The organism is Thermoplasma sp. (assembly GCF_008709555.1).
In the GTDB taxonomy this organism is placed as follows: domain Archaea; phylum Thermoplasmatota; class Thermoplasmata; order Thermoplasmatales; family Thermoplasmataceae; genus Thermoplasma.
Map to the genome: position 1 here is coordinate 1 of NZ_VYIJ01000020.1, position 21,101 is coordinate 21,101.

The 21,101-nt window shown below is 46.7% G+C and carries 20 protein-coding genes; 10 read left to right on the forward strand and 10 right to left on the reverse strand.

Translation table 11 applies throughout. The features are described from left to right. Positions 1 to 265 precede the first annotated feature (265 nt). Genes F6Q11_RS06570 through F6Q11_RS06590 form a run of 5 tightly spaced genes read left to right on the forward strand, consistent with a single transcriptional unit; the run spans position 266 to position 4,488 of the window. The gene (locus F6Q11_RS06570) at positions 266 to 1,705 is read left to right on the forward strand and encodes an APC family permease (RefSeq protein WP_297027503.1); all 1,440 of its coding nucleotides are present in this window, start codon (positions 266 to 268) and stop codon (positions 1,703 to 1,705) included. Beyond that, entirely contained in the window at positions 1,702 to 2,490 is a 789-nt protein-coding gene (locus F6Q11_RS06575) for an SDR family NAD(P)-dependent oxidoreductase (RefSeq protein WP_297027505.1), read from the forward strand. The genes F6Q11_RS06570 and F6Q11_RS06575 overlap by 4 nt, the downstream gene beginning before the upstream one ends. Next, positions 2,487 to 3,686 (forward strand): aminotransferase class V-fold PLP-dependent enzyme, encoded by a 1,200-nt coding sequence (locus F6Q11_RS06580; protein WP_297027510.1) that lies wholly within the window; start codon positions 2,487 to 2,489, stop codon positions 3,684 to 3,686. The genes F6Q11_RS06575 and F6Q11_RS06580 overlap by 4 nt, the downstream gene beginning before the upstream one ends. Continuing rightward, a complete protein-coding gene (locus tag F6Q11_RS06585) occupies positions 3,674 to 4,099 on the forward strand; it encodes a hypothetical protein (protein ID WP_297027513.1) in 426 nt (141 codons plus the stop codon). The genes F6Q11_RS06580 and F6Q11_RS06585 overlap by 13 nt, the downstream gene beginning before the upstream one ends. After that, complete coding sequence (locus F6Q11_RS06590; protein ID WP_297027516.1) at positions 4,096 to 4,488, forward strand: hypothetical protein; 393 nt, start codon at positions 4,096 to 4,098, stop codon at positions 4,486 to 4,488. Before F6Q11_RS06585 ends, F6Q11_RS06590 begins: the two co-directional genes overlap by 4 nt. A gap of 238 nt (positions 4,489 to 4,726) precedes the next feature. On the opposite strand, the gene F6Q11_RS06595 is transcribed toward F6Q11_RS06590, so the two are convergent. Beyond that, positions 4,727 to 5,095, reverse strand: a complete 369-nt coding sequence (locus tag F6Q11_RS06595) for a RidA family protein (RefSeq protein WP_297027519.1) — start codon at positions 5,093 to 5,095, stop codon at positions 4,727 to 4,729. Between the two features lie 161 nt (positions 5,096 to 5,256). On the opposite strand from F6Q11_RS06595, the gene F6Q11_RS06600 reads away from it, so the two are divergent. Continuing rightward, on the forward strand, positions 5,257 to 5,658 hold the full coding sequence (locus F6Q11_RS06600) for an archease (RefSeq protein ID WP_297027522.1): 402 nt from the start codon (positions 5,257 to 5,259) through the stop codon (positions 5,656 to 5,658). A 30-nt stretch (positions 5,659 to 5,688) separates the two neighbouring features. Here F6Q11_RS06600 and F6Q11_RS06605 read toward each other — a convergent pair whose 3' ends face one another. Together F6Q11_RS06605 and F6Q11_RS06610 are read right to left on the reverse strand one after the other, a co-directional pair. Beyond that, entirely contained in the window at positions 5,689 to 6,810 is a 1,122-nt protein-coding gene (locus tag F6Q11_RS06605; RefSeq protein ID WP_297027524.1) for a saccharopine dehydrogenase family protein, read from the reverse strand. A gap of 52 nt (positions 6,811 to 6,862) precedes the next feature. Then, positions 6,863 to 7,522 (reverse strand): hypothetical protein, encoded by a 660-nt coding sequence (locus F6Q11_RS06610; protein ID WP_297027527.1) that lies wholly within the window; start codon positions 7,520 to 7,522, stop codon positions 6,863 to 6,865. Positions 7,523 to 7,672: 150 nt separating this feature from the next. On the opposite strand from F6Q11_RS06610, the gene F6Q11_RS06615 reads away from it, so the two are divergent. From F6Q11_RS06615 to F6Q11_RS06625, 3 genes are all read left to right on the forward strand, one after another. Continuing rightward, complete coding sequence (locus F6Q11_RS06615; RefSeq protein ID WP_297027529.1) at positions 7,673 to 9,085, forward strand: MFS transporter; 1,413 nt, start codon at positions 7,673 to 7,675, stop codon at positions 9,083 to 9,085. A 4-nt stretch (positions 9,086 to 9,089) separates the two neighbouring features. Next, entirely contained in the window at positions 9,090 to 9,833 is a 744-nt protein-coding gene (gene deoC, locus F6Q11_RS06620) for a deoxyribose-phosphate aldolase (RefSeq protein ID WP_297027531.1), read from the forward strand. 138 nt (positions 9,834 to 9,971) lie between these two features. Next, a complete protein-coding gene (locus tag F6Q11_RS06625; RefSeq protein ID WP_297027534.1) occupies positions 9,972 to 11,039 on the forward strand; it encodes a TrmB family transcriptional regulator in 1,068 nt (355 codons plus the stop codon). A 37-nt stretch (positions 11,040 to 11,076) separates the two neighbouring features. Here the strand turns inward: F6Q11_RS06625 and F6Q11_RS06630 are convergent, their stop codons facing one another. From F6Q11_RS06630 to cpsA, 4 genes are read right to left on the reverse strand one after another with little or no spacing between them, the layout of a single operon-like run. Further along, positions 11,077 to 12,807: a hypothetical protein gene (locus F6Q11_RS06630; RefSeq protein ID WP_297027537.1), complete on the reverse strand. Its 1,731-nt coding sequence runs from the start codon at positions 12,805 to 12,807 to the stop codon at positions 11,077 to 11,079. Beyond that, the gene (locus tag F6Q11_RS06635; RefSeq protein WP_297027539.1) at positions 12,804 to 14,741 is read right to left on the reverse strand and encodes an amylo-alpha-1,6-glucosidase; all 1,938 of its coding nucleotides are present in this window, start codon (positions 14,739 to 14,741) and stop codon (positions 12,804 to 12,806) included. Before F6Q11_RS06635 ends, F6Q11_RS06630 begins: the two co-directional genes overlap by 4 nt. Continuing rightward, positions 14,710 to 15,801, reverse strand: coding sequence for an ABC transporter ATP-binding protein (locus tag F6Q11_RS06640; protein ID WP_367119336.1), 1,092 nt, complete (start codon positions 15,799 to 15,801; stop codon positions 14,710 to 14,712). Before F6Q11_RS06640 ends, F6Q11_RS06635 begins: the two co-directional genes overlap by 32 nt. 25 nt (positions 15,802 to 15,826) lie before the next feature. Further along, positions 15,827 to 17,014, reverse strand: a complete 1,188-nt coding sequence (gene cpsA, locus F6Q11_RS06645; RefSeq protein WP_297027541.1) for a carboxypeptidase CpsA — start codon at positions 17,012 to 17,014, stop codon at positions 15,827 to 15,829. Positions 17,015 to 17,220: 206 nt separating this feature from the next. Here cpsA and F6Q11_RS06650 point away from each other — a divergent pair, with 206 nt between their 5' ends. Beyond that, on the forward strand, positions 17,221 to 17,850 hold the full coding sequence (locus tag F6Q11_RS06650) for a hypothetical protein (protein ID WP_297027543.1): 630 nt from the start codon (positions 17,221 to 17,223) through the stop codon (positions 17,848 to 17,850). Between the two features lie 45 nt (positions 17,851 to 17,895). On the opposite strand, the gene F6Q11_RS06655 is transcribed toward F6Q11_RS06650, so the two are convergent. The 3 genes from F6Q11_RS06655 to F6Q11_RS06665 form a co-directional block, all read right to left on the reverse strand. Beyond that, positions 17,896 to 19,323 carry an APC family permease gene (locus tag F6Q11_RS06655; protein WP_297027545.1) on the reverse strand — a complete coding sequence of 476 codons (1,428 nt, stop codon included), beginning with the start codon at positions 19,321 to 19,323 and terminating at the stop codon, positions 17,896 to 17,898. A 286-nt stretch (positions 19,324 to 19,609) separates the two neighbouring features. Next, positions 19,610 to 20,671, reverse strand: coding sequence for an MFS transporter (locus F6Q11_RS06660; RefSeq protein ID WP_297027548.1), 1,062 nt, complete (start codon positions 20,669 to 20,671; stop codon positions 19,610 to 19,612). Beyond that, positions 20,661 to 21,101, reverse strand: a 441-nt coding sequence (locus tag F6Q11_RS06665; protein ID WP_297027550.1) for an IS200/IS605 family accessory protein TnpB-related protein, incomplete at its 5' end; no start/stop codon positions are given. The genes F6Q11_RS06665 and F6Q11_RS06660, both read right to left, overlap by 11 nt.

A 21,101-nucleotide genomic window follows, 5' to 3' on the forward strand; every position in this document is an offset into this window, starting at 1 on the left:
GAAGCTCACTGAGGAGGAGATAGGGCAGAAACTAGAAGACCCTGTCCCCGTAATATCCTCGCAGAATCCTGACATGTGATATTTCCTTCCGGGTATTCCGGATCGAAATTTTATTTTTTAATCGATTCTTTTCCTGGTCTATAGACATAATGTTCTGGAAATAATCAAGTTAAATACTCGTATTAATGCAAATTTATATACGTATGAATTAAAAGTTAAGGATTGTGGTTCTTATCGAGTATCCGCATGATACAGTGGTGATCAGTTGAGTGAAGAAACATCCCTTAAGGGTAAAGAGCTTGGACTCTGGACTCTCGTGGCTCTTTCAATGGGTTCGATATACCCGCTTGCCTTTGCGGTTTCCAATGGTGCAGGTGCCGTTGTGTATGCAGGATTCGCTGCGCCCGTTGTTCCCATTTTTGCTGCGCTTGCCATACTCCTCGTTTCTGTTCCAGCACTCATGTTCTCTAGGCATGTGAGCTTTGCCGGAGGTTATTATGGTTTCGCAGAAAGGGGTTTTGGTCCTGCGGCTGGAAAATATGTCGCACTCGTGAACCTTTTCTATTACATACTGATGGACGTCGTCTCTGTGGTTGCAGTGTCTTACATACTTTCGACCGCTATCTCAGAACTCTATGGATACACCATCCCGCTTGCGCTCTACATCATAGTTGCTCTGATATCAACGTTTCTCATGTTCCTCTTCACAGTTCTGGACATCAGGATATCCGGCATCTCTGTCCTCATCATAGTCGCTCTGCAGATACTGATAGTCCTGATATTCTCGTTCATAACCATAGCCCGCACACCATACAACAGTATTCAGGCATTCAACATCGCCAGAGCACCTGCCGGCATCACAGGCGTGATGTTTGCATCGGTTACGGCTGGTTTTCTTTTCTTCACCGGATACGATGCACCATTCTACTTCGCGGAAGAGACCAAGACAAGTGAGAGAACCGTCTGGAAATCCATAATACTCTCCATTGTTATACTGACCGTGGTTAGCGTCATCGTCACATATGCCGAGGTGGCTGCCGTTGGTCTGTCAAATGCATCATCTCTTTCCTCTGACTGGAATCCGGCAGTGGTCGCATTCGGTGTATACGTTGGGAGCATCGGTACGCTTGTTTTCATAGTAATTGCACTCATGGGCCAGATATGGGCGGGGATAGTCGGCGGAATGAGCGGAGCAAGATTAATATATGCAATGGCAAGGGACAGATTCGTATTCCCCAGGAGCTTCTCAAGGACACACAGGAGGTATAAAACGCCCGTTTATGCTGCAATCTTCGAGCTCGCGGTGACCTCTGTGCTCACCGTGGTCAGTCCGATAGTTCTCGTCAGCATTTACGGATATTCACAGGGTATCTTCTATTCGCTCTTCCTGTTCGGTGCCCTGACTACCTTCATGTGGGTCCTTCAGCACCTAATTGCCGATGCCTCTTCAGTGCCGTTCTTCCGAAGACTGTACAGGAGGCTTACAGCCAGGGTGGCATCATACACGCTCGTGCCCACAATCGCTGCGGCTGCTCTTTTCATATACGCCGACCTAACATCGTATATCGGCATAGGTGAGCCCTATCTGGCCGGTCTTTATGTCATATTCGCCCTGCTCATAGCCTCGCTTATCTATATAATTTATCTGCACAGTAAGCATCGTCTGGAGAGCATGGTATCAGGTTCGGAGGAGGTTGCTGAATGATCGATGGTAAGTTACCTGTGGACTACAGCTTTGACTTCCGAGGGAAGATAGGTGTAGTTTCAGGGGCATTTCAGGGTATAGGAAGATCAATATCAGATGCACTTGTCAGGTACGGGGCCGAGGTGTTTGGCATCGATACCAGGTTTGAGGAGAAGGAGGAAACGGAAGCGAGATTTCATCAGATTAGGGGAAGCACATCGTCCTCTGAGGATGTGAAGCGTCTCTGGAATCGCGTGGTTGAAAGATCGGATCACGTGGACTTCCTGATCAACAATGCAGGCATCTACTTCTACAGGGGAATAGAGGAATCCACGGAGTCTGATTTTGATCGTATAACAGATGTCAATTTGAGGGGCTACTTTCTGATGACCAAGCAGTTCGTTCCACTACTGAAGAGGTCAGAATTTCCATCCATAGTGAACATAGCGTCCGTTTCAGGTCAGCGTCCCGAGGCCGGACACCCGCTCTACTCGATGACAAAGGGTGGCATCCTTGCGCTGACAAAGGCACTATCCGCCGATCTTGGCCGCTTCGGCATAAGGGTGAACAGCGTGAGTCCAGGGAATATCCGAACACCAATGAACGATGCAGATATCCTGGAACAGGCCAGGCTGAGGGACATGAAGCCAGAGGATGTTGAGAGGGAATACGCCAGGGAAAGTGTACTGGGAAGGCGCGGCGAGGCCGATGAGATCACGTCAGTTGTTCTGTTCCTTATCTCAAGGGCCGCGAGCTACGTGAATGGAGCTGATATAATAGTTGACGGAGGTCTGCTTCTGATATGATCGATAAGGACAATTCGATCCTGTCTGATTTTCTGAAACTGGTAAGATCGATGCGTGTTGTCAACGGAATCGGAACCATGACATTCCTAGGCGGAAATGCGGTATCCGATGAGGTCATTGAGTCGATGAAATATGTGAATGACATATTTTTGAATGTCGAGGAGCTATCGAGAACAGCATCCGAGTACATAGCGAGGAGGCTGGGTGTGGATGCGGCATTCATAACAGCCGGTGCAGCATCAGGTACCGTGCTGGGCATTGCCGGCCTCATACATCTGAAGACGGGTGTCAGGTATGTAAAAGATTTGCTGGAGCAGGGTAGAAAGATGATCGTTGCGGTCCAGAAACCACATAGAAGCGAGTTCAGGGATCTGATCTACATGGCAGGGCCAAGTATAGTTGAGTTCGGCGATGATACTGGTGTTACCGAAGAATCCCTACGCAGCCTCATAGAGGCCAACTCCGGAAGGATCCTTGCAGTCATGCATTACGCGTTCGATCCCATCAAGAATGAGCTACCGCTTGAATCCGTGATCAGGATCGCGCATTCCTACGGCATTCCTGTTATCGTTGACGCGGCGGCTGAGATTCCACCAAGGGACAACCTGACGAGGTATTTCAGAATGGGATCCGATCTTGTTCTATTCAGCGGGGGGAAGATGCTGGGCGGTCTCAGCAACTCAGGTCTCATGATCGGAAGGAGAGATATAATCCAGGCTGTTGAGGATATAGGGCCGCTGAGCGAGGAAGATCTTCCCGAGGGTACGAGGATATTCATCGGCAGGCCTATGAAGGTGAGCAAGGAGACCATAGTTTCCATGGTGGTGGCCATTGAGAACTACATGAACTTTGACGAAAATGCATGGCTCTCTGAACGGAAGAAAATGGCAGATTCCATAGCGGAGATGATATCAGGCATTTATCCGGATATCTCTGTAGATGTCATAAGACCAGACTGGAATCATCCGAGGCCCGTGGTGATACCGCGCGTGCAGGTGACATTCCACAATAGAATCTCGGCCGATGAGATCTCATCCAGACTAAGGAAACTTCCTGTCCCGGTGTATACATACTGCATCAACGATAAGCTGTACATCAATCCGCAGTGCCTGGATCAGGACGATGTACGCCTGCTCGTGGACGGATTGTCAAGGGTCCTGCACTCCGAGAGGGCGGAAGCTGGATGGAAGAGCTGAGATACAGTTCATCATTGTGTCGCGTATCACGACGGGGCGCTTTTGTCTCATCGCTGAGCCTGAACGGTTTAAACATATTGAAGCCAGCATCGGACGGATATGTTACACATGGCGGTATGGCGGTGCTTATACCATATGCCGATACGGTGAAACAGGCATCTTACGTCTGGGAAGGAAGGAGGTACATGCTTCCAAGGAATGCAGCATATGAAGGAGACATGGTGGATAGCATCCATGGTCTGGTGAAATCATCGCCCTTCTCGGTAGTTTATAGGGATACAAATTCTATCCTGTTGCATTACATCAACTACTGGATAAATGGTCAGTACCTTCCATTGCTGTTCTATCCATCAGTCTCCTCTTTTCCCACAAAGAACGTAATGGATACTATGACTCTGGAGGTGACAGAATGAAAGGCGTTTATGGGGTTCTGATCGTGCTCGCGATCAGTCTCGCCTTAACAATATTCTTCCTGTTCTCCGGCTTCTGGTATGGTGTGATGATAGCCGGTATCCTTGCCACTGCATTTGTGAGCATTAAACCGATGTACTCGATCACGGCGTCGACCCTCATCTCGATGACCGCATTCATAATCTTTGAAATACCTCTTATGATGGACGGTTTGATGCGGCTGATGTTTTATGTTGGATCAATAGCAGGTATAAATGGAAACATTCTGGTGATAATAGCGATACTGTTAGATGGGATGATGGCCTTAGGTGGATCCTTCATTGGCGTGTTCATAAACAGAGTCGCATTTGCAGGAAAACCAGCGATAACAGGATCTATAGGGAAAAACTGATTATTCTTGTGAATAATAACAGATATTATTTTTCATTTATACGAGTGTTGAAGGTTTGGGGGAAGCTGCAAAATCTCATTCGAGCAGGAGATGCATGGGCTTTACCCAATGGTAGAATTTATTCCCTCCATAGCTGTGCAGAGTCGATGCCCGCGGAGATGCTTTGCCTTTATTGTTCATATCCGTGCAGGCAGAGGCAGTTCACGGAGACTCAAGCCTCAGAGCTTTGAAGATCAGCTCACAATGCTGCAATCACATCCAGCTCGACATAGACTCCTTTCGAAACAAAGCCTGCAATTACCGTTGTCCTGGCCGGAGGATTGTTGGGAAAGTACTTTGCGAAGAGATCATTCATCTCCTTGAAAAAACCAGCATCGGAAAGATATACAGTTACCTTGAGAATATTCTGTAGTCCAGATCCACAGGCTTTCAGTATTTCATCTATTCTGGATATGGCGTTCTGAAACTGCTCACTGAAGTTTGTATCTTTGTCTGGTGTGTTTCCGGTCTGGCCTGAAACGAAGACGAGATTTCCCGATATGACGGCATGTGAGTATGGGCCACCCTTCGTTAGTCCATTCACATCTATTGTTTTCTTGCTTGCCATGAACATATATGGCTTCTTTGTTTAAAAAATCGATGGGGGTACTGAAAATCCATCTCTCCAGATCAATCTCATAGGGAATATGGACTATAAAATTCATCATGATTCTGCGGATATCGACTGGATAATGAAAATTTTTTATGTATTCTGATGATAACCAGACGTTGAGCTACGAAGTCGTTGATCATGAGAGCGATATCGGCGTTATCGTCTATGGCAAGACCTATGAGGAACTTTTCTCGAACGCAGTCTATGCGATGGCCGATCTAATAGTTGATGTATCCAGACTTAAGGAGAACAGAAAGATGCATGAAGTCATATCGGGAAAAACCCCAGAGGATATAATGGTTAATCTCTTATCGCGAGTTCTTTTTTATCTTGATACTTATTACATACTTTATTATCGTATAACATCGAAATACAGCGATGGAGAACTCGATGCTTATTTCTATGGGTCTGAGATACCCGAAGGCATAGAATACAGAAATGTTATTAAAGCGGTTACATACAGCGATCTTGCAGTGAAGCCGGAAGAAGGATATGCAAAGATCATATTTGATCTTTAGTCTTCAATCTAAATAAAAGTTATAGGTGATTTATTTTACCGTTATTTGCAAATTTACACCTTTCCTTCGGAGACTATCTGTCAGTTGTTCGAAGTAATTTCGATCCCTGCCAAGTTCTTCAGGAAACAGTATACCGGAAGGAACATTGACCTGGCCAGAGAGAAATTCTGCGGTGATGCTGGCCGGAAGCGATGTGGTGATGTCCATGGCAGTTCTGCTTCTGGCCGTATCGTAGTGGACCTCCATCTCAGCTGATCTCTTCACTGGATTTCCGAGCTTCTTCCCGGATACCATCACCCTCATCAGCACCACATCATGTATTTCTGGCCGGTAAAGACGCTTCATGAACAGCTGTTCAGAGATTTCGAACATGGTCAGATTGCATCCCGAAATTTTTGTCCTGTCAAAGTAACCCATATCGCGAATGACTGCAATTTTTTCTGCATGGCCCGGATATCTGATCGTCTTCTCAAACATATCTCCTGAACATCTTATGTTCCGGGCAAGGCTCCTGAGGCCATCGGTGTAGAATGCCTCCATCTCACCGTAATCCCCTATGCTAATCCGTTCTATTCCAGACAGCGCCTCAACCTGAATCTGCTTACCGTTTCTCACTATGCGAGCGGGCCTTGTGTACTCGTCTATGAGGCCCTCGACCGACCACGTGATCGTATAATCCAATGGAGGCAAAGGCTTCTCAGGTACACCTCCTACGTAGATCTTCACATTCTCTATGCTCTCAAGATCAGCCGTGAAGTAGCCAGCAATTGCGTTGGTTAGTCCAGGGGCAAATCCCATATCCGGAACTATCACCGTTCCTGAGTTTTCCGCTATACTGTCCAATTCAACTGGATCCTCTTCCGTGTACGATACATCGATTATTTTCTTACCGGTTTTCGCAGCGTTCCTGAGAAACTGCATGCCTACGCTGCCCGGTAAGGCGCTTATCACAACATCGTAGTTATCGAGCTTCCTGTAAGATGATCGATCCATAACATCGAATTCTATTGTCCTAACCTTTGGCATCATGTCGCGGATCCTGTCCAGAGAGTCGTGACTCTTATCCATTATTTCCACTTCATGTCCGTTTTCTATCAGATTCTGGGCTATGCCTCTTCCGATATTCCCTGCACCCACAATTGCAAAATTCATGGAAAAAATAACGTCGCAGATATAGATAATATTTTGCATCTCCTCGATGATTTTACTGATTTTCAGGCTTCTTTCTGATCACTGATCTTGCATCGAAGAACCCTATCCAGAGCAGCAGAATACCTATGAATTCTGCATAGTACAGGAAGGCTGGAAATTTCGCTATATACAGAGTTCCGGCAATGCTCACGATTATGACGCCAAGTATGATGGAAACAAGCCTGTAGTTCCTGCTCTTTCTGTAGCTCATGGCTGCCATCGCTATGATCACTATGGCCGCAGGGAATGTGATAAGCGATGAGGCTATTGTATCATTGAGCGGAAGTGGACCGAAAACAACATAATGAAGTATTATTCTCTGGACCGGAAACAACATCAGCGAAATGGCAAGATAGATCGACACAGCTATAGAGTACCCGTAATAGTACCGAAGCCACCGTCCATTCAATAGGTTAGCGGATCCGAATGAAAGGAATAGAACAAGTTCGGCCACTGCGAACAGGTATAATCTTATCAACGGCTGGTTGAAGATTCCAATGGCGAACAGGATCTCAAGAAGGACTGAAAACGCAAAAAGCCACATACCGATTGACCAGAACAGTGATGATCTTTTTTGATTTCTGAGATAATTCAAGGATAGAAAGACAGAGAGGACAGCAGAAAGGATGAATATCAGTATGGTGGAAGCTATTACCGTTTCCTGTGCATTCATGCAGTCTCATAACTTTGTCAATTATAACGCTTATTATTTAAACATATATGCTAAAATATTATTAATATACTATGATAGCATAATTTATATAACTATTCTTTAACATATATCGAACAAAATTAATAAATAGATCTAAGCCGTTGATCCATCGTGGAAGAGGAAAAAGTAATTCAGGCTCATAGGAACGAAATGAAAAGGAGTCAGGTGCGCTGGGTCATAGTTTCTCTTCTTTTTCTGGCGATACTCTTCAACTACGCCGATCGAGAGATCTGGATCGTATCGGAACCGGCTTTCGCCTACAGCTTCGGATGGTCTCATTCTACTACCGTGCTGAGCGCGACGGCCGTTCATAACATCTCCCTGATACTATTCTTCTGGTCTCTTTCGTACGCTATCTTCAATTTCCCTGGAGGCTGGATAGTGGACAAGCTCGGTCTGAGGAAATCGATGACAACCATGTTCGCGGTATGGTCCGTATTCACTGCGCTCACTGCAGCAACCTTCAACTTCATATCGATGGCGATAGTCCGTGTCATAATGGGTGCTGGAGAAGGTCCGGTCTGGCCGATAAATTCCAAGGTCGTCAAGGGATGGGCAAACAGGTACGATGAATCGAAATCCTTTACACTTGCCGGCGCAGGACAGGCTGTCGGTCCTGTCATAGGTCTCATTGCAGGCGGCATTCTCGTGACGCTGTTTGGATGGCCGGCTGCATTCATACTCTTCGGTGTTCTCGGTCTTATCTTCGCTGCAATATGGTACTTCTACGTAAGGGACAGGCCTGCGGATGATTCCAAGGTGAACAGCGAGGAGCTTGCGTATATAAGAGAGGGAAAGACGGACGAGGAGAAGGAGGAGAAGGTCCTTCCATCCAAGGTGAGCTGGAGGATATCAGCAAGGATGATATTTGGGACCCAGGCAGGATGGGGCACATTCCTTGTCTTTCTATCATTCGGATACGTTCTCTTCACATTCCTCTACTGGCTTCCTCCTCTTATGTTCTCAACATTTGCACACACCGTCGAGAAGAGCGGCCTGTACTCGGCAGCAATCGATGTGGCGCTCATAGCGGGTTTCCTTGGTTCTGGTCCGTTCAACGATGGCCTTCTCCGCAGATTTCCTGATAATAAGCCGCTTGCGAGGAGACTGGGAGCCATAATACCCATGGTTCTGATGATCATAATGGTAGGTCTCTCATACTTCACTGGGAAAGCACACAATCTCATAGGCACGGCGGTATTTCTGGGTGTTGGAAGCGGTCTGATGAATCTTACCGTTGGATCCTGGGCCGTCAACGCTGTAGATCTCGCACCTGCAGGTACATCGGCTACGGTTTATGGAATCTACAATGGTTCACTTAACTTCGTCGGTGCGTTCAACTCCATCATCGAGGGTGCACTCTTCATAAAGTATGGGCCAGTTCTTGCCTTCACCAGTTCGATCATATTCATGCTGATGTTCCTCGGTGGCTATCTAGGCCTCATAAGGAAGAAGACATGGGAAAGGGCCATGGAGTACAAAGAGCAACTTTCAAGGGAGGCGTATTCTTACCTGAAGGGATGATCTGATGAAGTACAGCATTGGAGATGTGATGCGGTTAGTGGATCACAGCGGGCTCAAGCCGTATCTGACCGAGAACGATATTTCTAGGCTCATAGAGGAAGCGCATGAAATGGGCAATTACGCAGTGTGCATTGAACCCATTTATGGACAATTCGCCAGGAGTTATCTGGACGATAAGAAATACGGCATCAAGCTTGATATCACTCTGGATTTCCCGTTTGGATCGCTCTCAACTTCCTCAAGGGAGCTGATCATAGGCGATTCAGAATACGCTGACGAGGTCGATGTGGTCGTTCCTCTGGGATATGTGAAATCTCATCGCTGGGATTATGTCGACGCTGACCTGAGGGCTATCGTTGGTGCAGCGAGGGATCATGGTTTGGTCATTAAAATCATAACGGAGGATGGATACCTGACGCGCGAGGAGAAGCAGAAGGTATACAGGATGGTGATAGGGGCTGATCCGGACTTCATAAAGACCAGTACTGGTTTCGCCGAGAGGGACTACTGCACCTCGCTTGGGAATGCAACTGGAGCGACTCCTGAAAACGTGGAGATGATGTCTGATGTTGCGCGGGAACTGGGATCAGAAATAGGGATCAAGGCTGCAGGTGGTATTCACACATACCAGGAGGTTGAACGTATAATAGATGCTGCGAAAAGGCCGCTCAAGCCTGAAAAGCTCAGGCTTGGCATGAGTGGCACCAGAAAGCTGTTTGAGGAGATGAAGGCAAAGCAGGTCGTATAGGATATAACGTCTGCATCAGAATATGTTAAAAATGGATCCGTATGATCATTTTTTTGAAATCTACCTTTTATGATGGTATCTATTATACAATATATAGTTAGTATAAAATTATATCCGCATTGGTGATACCTGGGCGTCATGACTGATGCTGATCTAGGTGGCAATCCAGACCATGCAAACATAATATCTATACTCCAGGATCTCGGTCTAACCGAGAATGAATCAAGGGTTTACATTCTGCTTCTCGAATATGGAAGTATGGCTGCACAGGACATACTCCGCTATGTGCCTCTAAGGCAGCCTCAACTATATGATATAACATCGAGCCTTGAAAGAAAAGGATTTATAAATGTGCTGTTAGGGCGTCCCAAGAAATACGAAGCACTGGATCCAGAAGCCGTCGTGGAGGCCAGAGAGCAGATACTCAGCAGAAACAGAAGGTATTTTCTCACATGGGCCAACCGTGCCATGGAAACAAGGCGTGAGACGACCGCCTTGATAAATGCGAAGAATATCAGGAGCGTTATAAACAATTCCATAGAACTCATCAACGAAACGAAGAAGACACTGGAGATAGAGACGACGCAGGAACTCTATTCATATATAAGGGAGCCTCTTCTTAGGAAGATAGGCGAGGGCTGCCGCGTTGAGCTGCTTTTCTTCGGCCAGGAAGTGGATCTGAGCGCGTTCAAGGAACAGTTCCGTGATCTGGATATAGACGTAAGATATGTCATGCCAGGCCAGTTCTTCACGGTTATTTCGGATGAGAAGAACTCTGTATTCATGCCGAGGAGCGTCGCCATGAACACTGATATCGAGAGATACGGGTACGTCATAAGGGATAAGGATATGTCGTGGTTCATAACTCATAATTTCTTCATAGGGTGGTACAGGGGCAATGAGATAAAGAGCCATTCAATAGGTGCACCTTATACCTATTATTCGCAGAGGATACTGATCAGCGATCTGAGGAGGATATTCAATGGAAAGATCAGGATAAGAGGCGTTCTAGATGGTATCATGCGTTCTACGGGAGAACACTTCTCTTCTGACGGAGAGATCACTGATATAAACTCTGATACGGAGATCATAAATTTCACGTTCAATACGGAAAATGGCAGATACACGGTTGGAGGCTATGACTCCCAGATCGAGGACGTGATGATGAGATCATTCACCATCACCTCATTGGAGCAGAGAAATTGATGATATCATGTCCTATTTGTCAAAAAAAGATTAGCGTTCATAATTTAAATTCATAACTGCCGTCGCGGAATATTAGATTCCTTATCCTGGTATCAGATGGAATTACATCAGCAGAATGCGGTATGGAGACGATCCTATCGCCTTCAGGATGCACACCAAAGAAGCCCTCAACAACAGATTCCAAGTAAATTGCTGCAGACCATGCCTGAAGATAGCAGCCCTGCGGATTATTGATTATCTCGGGATAGGAATTGGGTGAGAAAGAACCCAGCGAAGCGTTCAGCTTTCTGAAGTATTCTGATGCCCTCTCGATATCACCATATCTGATGGCACCAAGTACAAACATTCCGGTGTTTATAGGCATGGAGTTTCCATTTGCGTCCACCCTTATTCCGTAGATACTTGAGAGACGCGAGAGGCCTCCCTGATCGGAAACGAACCTTCCGTAAAGTTCTGGATCTGGGAGTCCGGCATAGAATGGAACTATAGAAGTCCAGAATCCGAGGTCAAACGGGACTCTATCCACAATCCTGTTCGCAAAGGTGTTCTTCTCCGGCATCCAGAACGAACGCAGGAGCTTCATAAGATCGCCGATTTTTTCCCTTGGCCTGATCCTATCAGCAATCTCGCCAACGATATGCTGGTCTAAAGTCATCATTTTCTCAAATTCCTTGAGAGACATGATGGTGAAGGATACCGTATCTATGTCCACGCCCGTTCCAGCATCTGGATCTTCCATTATCCCCCTTCCTCGATAACCAGAGTTGAAGAGGTAATCAAAGGATTCTGAGGCGGTCTGGACAAGATGCTTGACCTTTTCATCATGTCCTGTCCACCGGGCGTATCTGAAAACCGCATAGGGAAACATCGCGGTTTCCTCCAGATCACCATCGTTATAGACCTTACCGCTTGTCAGCACCTCATGCGGGATCTTACCTGATCTGCTGAATCTGGCAAGTACGTTGAGGGATCCGAACGCGAGATCGAAGAGACCTGAATCCAGCATACCATTGATTGACAGAAGCGTATCGATTCCAAAGAACCATGGAAAATCTGGATGCCCAGCCATGATGCCGTACCCGATTCCGGGAACCATCAAGGAGAGCCTGATCATGTTGTCCTTAGCCAGCCTGAAGTTTCTGGAGAGATACCGATCCCTGCTTATGAGTACGGAGAACCTGTCTATGTCAGCGTAGCCGTTCATCTTCATATGCTGTTCTCCCGATATTATTGAGTTAGCCCATACTCTGACCGAAGTCCGTCGGTTAGAATGGATCGTAAGTCTTGAACCTTCGATCGAGAGATCAGCCGTGGATCTTATCCGGAGGGAAACCTCGGGGAACATGTAGCTGTACACAGTAACAGTTCTTTTCTTAGGGATCACCCTCGTGTCGTTTATGCTGTACCATACGGTTTCTGGAAGAAGTTCGATCACCAGTACCCTGCTTTCTTGCGTCCTGTTCGTGAGCATGGCGGTGAAAACGGAACCGTCATCAAACGAAATATCGAGATCGGAGCCATCGAAGAGGAACTTCGTTTTATTGTATCCGATCTCCGCACGGATAGGCTTGAGGATCCTCTCTCCATCGCTGACATATACGTTCTTGAGGGCGCGCAGCGGGGGATACCAGAGGCCGTTCATCTCTCCCTTCTTATGATACCCCATTCCATCCGGAACGAGATCAAGATAGCCTATGAAGTATCCACGGTTTGATGATATGGTGAACGGCCTGTGTTCAGGGTATTCTATGATGGTATATGGCTTCATTCTTCCGCACTCTCCGCCGCTACATCCTTAAGAGAGAATCCATCGCGGATGAATGTAAGGTTATAGAATTTTCCCCTCCACGGTATCCTGTGCAGTTTTACATTTCTCCAGGCGTCTGGCAGATGATGCTTTCCAGCGAATGCCGATGGATCGAATGATACAGGATTCATGCTGAGCATGCCCTGAAGAATAGAGAGCACGAACATTGATGAGGACCATCCCTGTGCGAACTGTCCAGTTGGGAGCGGGCGCATGGCATCATACGTCTCATTGATCCTCCCCGGGTCATCAGCTGAAAATGCGAGATCCACGAACGACTTCAGCTGTTCGAACGCCAGATCCGCAAGACCATTCCCATATGCGGCGATTACGAACCATCCGGTCATGAGGGGCCACACCGTTCCTGTATGATAGCCGCCATCGTACATGGGATCGTATACGGACATGGATCTTATTCCCCATGGTGTCATTATTCCACGCGAGAGGTCCTCCATCCTTCTTCTAATCGCTTCGTCTTTCATGAAGAGGCCTGGCACAAACTGCATGGCGCTGGATATGGCATGTGGTTCGCTTCCAACGAAATCAACCGGATCCGCATCGCCGAAGAACAATGACATGTATCTGTCCCTGATCTTACCGTACCCGTTGTTGCCAAACCTGGGCCCATAGATCCTCAGATCCTCAAGCCAGATGGCATTGACATCCACCGTTTTTCCATTCCTTATGTTGGCCCAGGTCTCAGGCCACCCGATCAGGCCACGCCCGAAATCGTTCTCAATGAGCCCATCGCCATCAATGTCGCAGCTGGTTATGAAGTTGAATACCTTCCTCAGGTGATCGTCATCAAATCGTCTCTGATCCCAGTTCTCAAGAGATGCATTGGCCAGAAGCCAAAGCGGGCTGCTGTCTATCGACATGTACATGGTGTTGAACCTGGTCTCACCGATGGTGTAGCCCTGATCGCCATCGTCAGCCAGACCGATCTCATGGGGAATTCTCCCATCATCAGCGTATCTCAGAAGCATCCTGAGATGCTCATGCGTCAACCCGCTCAGTCCGACCATGTTGGCCGCGAGGGCCATCCACAGACCATCCCTGCCGAAGAACCATGAGTAAACGGGAAAGCCGGCAAACCAGCCATTTCCCCTTGTCGTCTCGGAGTAGAACTCAAGCATATCGTGCTTTGCCCAGAGGAATAGCTTGTTGAACCTGAAGTCCGGGGTCTCAAGCACTGCCATGTCTTTCACAGACTCATGGTATTTCAGCGTCGACTCCATATCGTCTGATACTTCGTACGTGCCGTCCGAGATAACTATCTCAGCTCCATGCAGATCACCTATGATCAGATGCAGATTCTCACCGGTCGAGTGAATGCGAACATCATCATCGCTGTACACTGAGATGCACGTTTTTGATATATTCGAAGTGATGCAGGACCCGTTTCCATCAAGACTCACATCAAATCTCTCTGCGGATGCGTGGGAGGGCCATGCCATTGTATGACCGATATCGAATTCAAGATTCAGTTCACTGTCGCCAGTACCGGATAAGATGATGTGCAGCGATCCGTCCCTCTCCGAGATGTAGTCGATCCTGTCGAGACCGGCGTACTGCCTGTAGATGTAGCCGAGGCCTCTCACGTACTTCTTGAATGCATCTGAGAGTTTCCTGCCATCGATACTGCCGTCAAGAGATGCGATGTGGCTGACATTATCCTTCCAGTATCCGACCCTGGAACGGTGCATGTCCGATCTTCGTATCGTTCCGTTCATATATGCTATGAAATGCGCCTTTGACCCCTTGACCATGGTATAGCTGTAGGAATCAAGCGGCCTGTAAGGAGTCCTTACCCAGTGCCGCATATCCCTGTAGTTATCCTCCTCTGTCAGATCGCGTATTTCCTCAATCAGCCTTCTTGATCTCTCTGGAAGCACCGTAATCGACCTCCTTTACGATTGAACCATCGATCTTATCATAGAAATACACCGTTCCTGGTTTCACCTTCAGATGGATGGTCTCCCCATTCCGAAGATCCCTCAAATTCGCGGGCATCTCCTCCTTTGGAATAACGGCTCTAACGGGCGTATCGCCAATCCTCGCGTGGATCTCGGCGTTGAGGCCCGAGTTTATGAAATAGTCGAATGAAGCCGATATGCCTTCGTGTTCAGCCAGGCCTATTATCTCCGGTCTTAGGCCTATGAACAGCTTTCCGCTGGGGATCTTATCGTCCATATCCAGGTGCCCAGCATCCATGACATATATCCTCGATCCGTCTGGCCTCTCCTCGGCATCGCATTCCAGTATGTTCATGGGCGGGTTCCCTATGAATCCAGCCACGAATACGTTTGAGGGATGATCGTAGAGATCGTCTGGTGTACCCATCTGCATGATCTGGCCCTGGTTGAGGACCAGTATCCTGTCGGCCAGCGCCATTGCCTCGTCCTGGTCGTGGCACACGTAGATTATGGTCTTTTTAACCTTCTCATGGAATGATCTGAGCTCTCCAAGCATCTCCCGTCGAAGTTTCGCGTCAAGGTTGGATAACGGTTCATCCATCAGGAAAACAGATGGATCTCTCACCATTGCCCTTGCGATGCCAACACGCTGCTGTTCACCTCCAGACAGCTGCTTCGGATATTTTTGCAGATGCTGTCCTATGTGAAGGATATCCGCAACCTCATCCACCTTTCTCTTTATCTCATCTCTGGGCACGTGCTTTATCTTCAGATTCAGCGATATGTTATCGAAGACAGTCATGTGAGGATAGAGGGCGAAGTTCTGGAACACCATCGATATGTTCCTGTCAGATGGGTACAGATCCGTCACGTCGTTTCCATCGATGTATATGCGTCCTTCATCTATGGGTATTAAACCGGCTATGCTTCTGAGAAGCGTTGTTTTTCCGCTCCCAGAGGAACCGAGTATCACGAAGAATTCCCCATCCTCCACCTTGAGGTTGAAATTCTTGAGTATGTATTTGTCTCCATATATTATACTTTAAATTCGCAATTTTGAATATTCACTTGCCTGCAAAGTGCATTGCAACAAGGACATGCGATAATGCGCCATATTTCAGGTAATCCTCATCGACTGTGAATCTAGGGCTATGGTTCGGATAAACTATGCCCTTCTTCTCATTTCTAGTTCCAAGGAAATAGTAGGTACCAGGAGCTTTCTGGAGGAATCTGGACACATCTTCGCCGCCCATGAGCGGCTCAGTCTCGATGACCTTCATGCCCTCAATGCTCTCCAGAACCTTCTTTACCTCTTCAGTGATCTTTGGATCGTTGTACGTCACGGGATATGCGTCTTCTATGAATTCAGTTTCTGCTTTAGCTCCGAAAGCCGCAGCAACTCCTGCGGCCGTATCTGCTATCTTCTTCTTTATGGATGAACGTAGGTCTTCATCCAGTGTTCGAAGGGTTCCAAGCATTTCTAGATTGTCCGGTATGATGTTATCCTTCGTTCCGGAGTGTACAGAGCAGACCGATATGGTGACCGGCTTCCTCTGATCGATGAACCTTGATCTGACACCATAAAGTGCGTTTATCACATTTGAACCTATATATATTGGATCGACAGCATCGGCCGGCGCTGAGCCATGTCCCCCTTTTCCGTGGACTGTTATCTTGAAGCCATCTGGTGCAGCCATTATCGCACCTCCTCTGATGGCAAATGTTCCAGCGGGAAAATCTCCCATCACGTGTAAGCCGAAAACATGATCGACATGCGGGTTCTCAAGTGCGCCGTCCTCGATCATCGGGAGTGCACCTCCTCTGCCGCCATCCTCCTCGGCTGGCTGAAATAGGAACTTTACGTTTCCATCTAGTTCGTTTCTGTGCTTTGAGAGGATATAGGCTGCAGCAAGGAGCATAGCGGTGTGTGAATCATGGCCGCAGGCATGCATGACACCCTTGTTCTTGGACGCAAATGGTAGTCCCGTCTGCTCCTCAACTGGCAGGGCATCCATATCGGCTCTCAGGCCTATTGTGATCCTTCCGGTTTTGCCCCTTATCAATCCTACAACACCTGTTCCGCCGACATGCTCCCTAACCTCAACACCGAATGATCTGAGCTTGTCGGCAACGTATTTTGCCGTGTTAACTTCCTGATATGAGAGTTCCGGATGCTCATGTAGATAGCGTCGCATGTTGATCAGTTCATCGTTGTATTCTGCCATCTCCTTCAAGAGATCGTGGGTATTCATGATTGAACATATCTGTTGAGAATTAATAAATTATCTGCAGTCCCAGTCTTCATAATGTTGGCAGAAACGAATACGCATCTAGATTTCTGTTATAGAAATATACGTTAGGGTTCAAGACCCAGCTTATTATTCATGATCATGACTCATGAACAATTTTAATGTTATATTTGGCGATAGTCTTTTATTTTTGATAGTTATTCTCATTTATGACAAATGAAATGGCTTCTTCCAGGGCTTCTCTGGAACAGGAGGTTTACCTGCGTTCCCTAACGGGAAGGCTCGTAGGCATGTACGAGTTTCAGGGATTCCAGAAGGTGGCAATAATCAGCTATCCAGACAGGATCTGTGAGTCTATATCAACGGCTGCTGCAGTAGCCTTCTTCGATAAGTACGGCTATTCAGAGAACAGGCTGTCAATATTCGACTATGGCGATGACATCGACTCCACGGCCAGGAAAATAGTGGAGAAAGACTTCGACGCCGTCTACATTGCGTTTGGTGGCGAACAGAAGATGAGCGAAGTAAGCGCAATGTTCAGAAAGACTCTAGATGCTCTGAGAAACGCTGGCTTCAGGAAAGCGTTACTGATACATGTACGTGCATGGCTGGCAACGAAGCAACTTTCTTCTATCATCAGCGATCAGAACCTGAAGAATTATCTAAGATCTCTCCCAGAGATAAGGCTTTTTACCGCAGATGCTGCTGCAAAGAAGTTCTTCTTCCACAGGGTACGCATTGATGAGAGCGGATCGGTGAAGCTTGAAAAATACGCAGAGGAAAACATAACGCAGGAGCATGCGGATCTGCTCAAGATATCGCTTCCGCCTCCGGAATAAAAGATTAAATCATTTTTTAAAAATATATGTTTATTTTGTGATTTGTCAAGCCTCAGCACCCTGGGCGGCAGTCTCCTGCATGTACATTTCGATCTTCTCTGGGTGCATCTTCATCTCAACGAACGTCATGATCGCTGATATTGGTATCCAGGCGATGCCCACGTAAGCCGCTATGTTGTACGGGTAGCTGGGTGGTGCCGGATAGAGTGTGAAGAACATGACTGCGATGAGAACGCCTATGGCTATTACAGGAAAGATCAGGTGCTGGATGAGGTGGAAGTCCTTCATCTTCTTAGCGTAGAAGGGCAGGCCAATTGAGGCCACTATGTGTTCGGTATATGCTGAGTATCCGTTGGCGAAGAGCATGACGAGCCCTCCTGTCACAGGACCGAATATGAGTCCAAAGATCAGGGCTATGACAAGCGAGAGACCGAATACGAATATCGCTGATATCGATGGAGAGCCGTATTTATGATGGACCTTTGAGAGGGATTTTGGCAGAAACAGAATTCCGGACTTTGCAAAGCTGTAATAAACTCTGGAATTTGCATTGCTCACCGATACGTTGTACCCCATGAAGCTGTTTATCGTCACCGCTATGAGCAGTATGAACAGTATATAGCTTACCTTCTTGAAGAGCATTATACCGGGATCTGGTGCTGTTGCAAAATTCGCCATGTTTGCCGGCCCATAGCCGATGGTGAATGCATAGGATACAAGAATGAGGGTTATGCCTGCAACTATGACCGTTGATATCAGCGCCTTCCTGACGGCCACATGCGAATTCTTTGTTTCTTCGGCAAGTGAAGTTATGGACAGGGTTGTTCCAAAGAAGAGCACGACCGAGTATATCATAGAATAGAAGAGCTGAGAGATACCTCCTGGAATGTACTTCGTTGTGAAGACGGCTATTGTGTTTGCATGGCCGGCCGATATAATTATCGCCATCGATCCTGCAATGAGCACTGATATCTCTATGAGACCTCCAAGTATCTGATAGTCCGTCGCAACCTTGATACCGAAGTATGTGAATAAGAATGCTGTGGCCGCGGCCGCAGCTGCTATGGCTATCCATACCCAGGTGCTGCTCAGCGATGGATTGATGAGGCTTATGAAGGATGCGAGGCCGAGGAAACCGAAGCTGGCGTATCCGAGTATTGAATAGAAGAACATGTTCCAGGCCTGAAAGACTCCGGCCGTCTTGCCCAGAGATTTGTATGCGAACGTGAAGTACGAACCAGCTGAAGATATATACTTGGAGAACTGGTATCCGGTGTTCATTATGAACAGGTAGAAGACAACTCCGAGCAGTATGGACAGAGGCGTTGCACCCAGAGCGAACAGGGCAACTCCTGTAAGGAGGTACGCAGCATCCGCCGCAATGGAAAGCGTACCCATGGCCTGCCATATTAGTCTGAACTCGCCTATCACGTTCTTTTTCAACGTAGTATTTGCATTGTCAGATAATTGCATGCACCTGAAACAATTATTTGCCTTATTAAAATTTTCATAATTTATTGAAAAATAATCTAAAATTCATCAGAATATTATGAGTATATCATCAATTTTTATATCAAAATATTTGGAATGATTAAATTCATCTTAATGATTATTTAATGGATTTACTTTGAACAAACTATTGATTCTAATAGTCGATGAGAAAGCCTGAAAAATCTGGTTCTCATTTGAATTAATCTTATGGTTCTTGCGAGAAATTAAAGAGAGGAATTATATGAATAAAAATTTTGATTTATCATCTTCAGATTGTAGATTCTTCTTTTAACTGAGCATTTACGATCTCCTTCACGTTCTTCGGATATCTCATCGCTATAGTTATGATAGGAGCAATGAATGCAGGTATAACGGCGGCGTACAGGAAGGCCGGTCTGAACGGCATCCTAGTCAGTAGATAACCCAGGAGTAATGGTCCTATTATGCCACCAATATTGAACGTCATCAAGACGGCACCACTGACGGATCCCACAACCTGATCACGGACCATGTCCTGTCCGGCTGCGGGACTCAGTATGGAATATATGCTCCAGCCAGTACCAAAGGCTATTGTCAGAACGATGAAGACCGCAAGGTTCCTCGGTAAGTATATCATGAGGATGGACGAGAGGAATATCAGCGCTATCGCCAGTACAAGTATGTATTTTCTTCCCAGCCTATCGCTGGCAATACCTGCAGGTATACCGAAGACTATACCTCCGACTCCCAACACCGAGACGATCACGGCGGTGGATCCGTACGTGAAGCCAACGACCTTTTCAAGGAAGAAGGAAAAGTATCCCAGAACGTTCAGCAGGGTGAAACCGAAGAAGAACATGGCCAGCATTGGGAAGATGGAATATCCATTGATCATCTCTCTCAGAGGATTCCTAGCCCTCTTCTCCATCTTGTAAACGTTCGGTATGAAGATGTAGAATATGGCGGATATGACGAAGCCAATGACACCTGATATCAGAAACGGTATCCTGTAGTTATGATGGAACGGCACGAATATGTAAGGTGCGATGAGTAGGCCAAGGCCTGCCATCACTCCCCATACCATTACTCCAGTTCCCCTTGATTTCGGGTTAGCGTCGCCCAGGAAAGCAACTGATGCAGACTGAAACATCCCCACACCAAAGCCAACAAGAACTCTTGATAATACCAGTTCTATGGCGTTGACGGAATATCCTGTCGTTATGGTGAAGATCGAGAAGAACAGCACCGAGGCCACAACTATGGTTTTCGGCGAAAACTTATCGAATAGAAATCCGCCCACGAGGCTGAAAACTGCTAGGTTATGGTTTCTGTTAACATGGTTAACATCCACCTTTGGAAGTTATCATCCCTATGAATTCAGGGATGCTTAAACTTCTTGGATACAACCCAATACCCTCTATCCCGTCAGCGAAGGCTTCAGGGATTGCCTTTCTTATCATATTATAGGAAGCCTGTAAATCTGCATGTATCAATGTTCCATTTGAAGATCTGAATATTCCCCTCTTTATTCTTTTTCCAAGGTATGTTTCATGTTCTTCTATGGTTTCATCGTCAAGGAATGAGCATTTTGATGTATATGATTCATCCTGTATGATTACTTTTATATTGTGTTCCTGACCCTTGTAGTATATTTGATTTATAAGCATATTAAAAGGTATCTGGACAAAGTTCTGGTTGTTCTTTTCTCCCATGTTCACTGACTGCTTCCATCCATTGTTATGACCTATTACAATTGTGTCTATTTTATTATCCATGGCATA